Consider the following 2,290-nt stretch of genomic DNA (forward strand, 5'->3'; position numbering starts at 1 on the left):
GCTCGCCCCACGCATTCTTCACCTCGGCGCCGATGCCCGCCACGGCCGCGTTTGCGATCATCGCCGCTGACAGCTCGTCGGCCAGGCGCACCATCTCGTTGCGTTCGTTCGTCCAGTCGGCCGCACGCATCATTCGAGCCAACAGAGAGGCCGCCGTGTAGGCGACGTGGTCAGCCGGGTCTCGCCGCGCGGGCAAGTAGTGGACTTCGAGTGCTGCGCGATCGTGGCGGGACATGTCAGACCGCTGGGTTGGCTCACCATTGGGGCCAGACTGAGTTACGTACTCGATCGTCTCGTCCACGTACCCGTCGACGTCGAGAGAAGCGGTAAGCCGGACCCGGATGCGCGGCGGCCCTTCGGTGGTCTCCAGGGCCATGTGCGCGAAGAAGGGTGGTATCGAGGGGTGGTCGCCGTCCTCGTCGGCGGCCTCCTCGAATTCGATGTTGAATCGCCCTGGGTTGGTTGGAGTCTCCATCGTTTGGAAACGAGGATGGACTCATGCCGAAGGACACCACCCCGGGAAAGCCGACGACGCGTCGCTACAGCCCGGATGAGAAGGCCGCCGCGGTGCGGATGGTCAGGACGCTGCGAGCAGAGCTGGGAACTGAACACGGCACGATCCAGCGCGTCGCCCAGCAGTTGGGCTATGGCACCGAGTCGGTGCGGTCCTGGGTACGACAGGCCGACATCGACGAGGGCCACGTGCCGGGTGTGAGCACCAGCGATGCGGCGCGGATGAAGGCGCTCGAGCAGGAGAACCGTGAGCTGAAGAGGGCCAACGAGATCCTGAAGCGGGCAGCAAGTTTCTTCGGGGCGGAGCGCGACCGCCAGCACAAGAAGTAGCCGCGGTCATCGACGCCAACCGCGACGACGTCGTCGCGGGACGGCGGCTGGGGGTCGAGCTCATCTGCAGCGTGCTGCAGGTGGCCCCGAGCAGCTACTACGAGGCCAAGAACCGCCTGCCGTCGGCGCGTGCCCGACGCGATGAGGTCCTTGGCCCGGTCGTGCGGCAGCTGTGGGAGGACAACTACCGGGTCTACGGCGCCCGGAAGATCTGGAAGTCAGCCCAGCGAGCCGGCCACGACATCGGCCGGGACCAGATCGCCCGACTCATGCGCGCCGCCGGTATCGAGGGTGTGCGGCGCACCAAGCGGGTCCGGACCACCAAACCCGACCCGGACATGCCGCGCCACCCAGACCTGGTGGGCCGCGACTTCACCGCCACGGCGCCGAACCAACTGTGGGTCACCGACCTGACCTACGTCCCGACCTGGGCCGGCGTCGCCTACGTCTGCTTCATCATCGACGCCTACTCACGCACGATCGTGGGCTGGCGGGTCGCCTCCCACATGCGGACAACGATGGTCCTCGACGCCATCGAGATGGCCCGCTGGTCACGCGGCACCCAGCTCGCCGGCCTGCGCTGCCACAGCGACGCCGGATCGCAATTCACCTCGATTCGCTACGGCGAGCGCCTGGCCGAGATCGGTGCAGTCCCCTCGATTGGCACCGTCGGCGACTCGTACGACAACGCGCTCGCCGAGACCGTCAACGGCTACTACAAGGCCGAGCTCATCCGCGGACCCGCACGCGAAGGCCGACCGTGGAAGACAGTCGAGGACGTCGAGCTCGCCACCCTGAGCTGGGTCCACTGGCACAACAACGACCGCCTGCACGGCTACCTGGCCGACGTCCCACCAGCAGAGTTCGAGCAGTCGTTCTACGCTACGAAACGGACCGACCAATCCCTGGTCGGAATCCAATAGCCCGAGCCTCCATCAGACCCAGGGCGATTCAGTGGCGCCCGGATCTCACCGCTGAGAGTGCCAAGGACTGGAGGGCGGCGGCCGTTGACATAGCGGCTCGAACACTCTGCGAGGCTGACGTCCAGGCTGTCACTCTGATGCACAGCGGACTCGAGCACGCCGCCGTCACCGGGCAGTTGCTGGCTGCAGGCCGGGTATTTCTTCCCCACACCGTGGCTCGCACTGCGAGCGAACATCTTCTGCGAGCTCAGCACCTAGTTGATCCGACGGCGACGCCTGAAGAGCGGCGCAGGCGGCGGCTGAACGAGTGGGCTTATGCCGCCGTCGAATCGGACTATCGACGTCAGGGCCTTATCTCGAGCGTCTTGAAGACCGCTGATTGGGTTGATCCTGAGGAGCCGCTCGACCTGGGCAAGTCGAAGAAGGAACTCTTCGCTGAGATCTCGGAGCGAGCGAAGGCAATTGGGGAGGAACTCTCTGTCACCGGGAAGCACGCCAAGCTTCCCCGCGTAGCCGGCACAGAC

Annotated in this window: 2 protein-coding genes and 1 pseudogene; 2 read left to right on the forward strand and 1 reads right to left on the reverse strand. The window is 66.1% G+C overall.

The genetic code is table 11. From position 1 onward, the window contains the following. Positions 1–475 (reverse strand): annotated as a pseudogene (locus tag RMO85_RS03845) (ATP-dependent endonuclease); the annotation flags it as partial. A 23-nt stretch (positions 476–498) separates the two neighbouring features. Here RMO85_RS03845 and RMO85_RS03850 point away from each other — a divergent pair. Both RMO85_RS03850 and RMO85_RS03855 read left to right on the forward strand, forming a co-directional pair. Further along, positions 499–1,766 (forward strand): IS3 family transposase gene (locus RMO85_RS03850; protein WP_310526580.1). Its coding sequence is split into 2 segments (ribosomal slippage): positions 499–802 and positions 802–1,766, totalling 1,269 coding nucleotides; the frame shifts between segments, so codons are not numbered across the junction. Positions 1,767–1,903: 137 nt separating this feature from the next. Continuing rightward, the coding region (locus RMO85_RS03855) for a hypothetical protein (RefSeq protein WP_310526581.1) at positions 1,904–2,290 on the forward strand (387 nt) is incomplete at its 3' end.

It is taken from the genome of Nocardioides sp. (assembly GCF_031422975.1).
Classification (GTDB): Bacteria; Actinomycetota; Actinomycetes; order Propionibacteriales; family Nocardioidaceae; genus Nocardioides.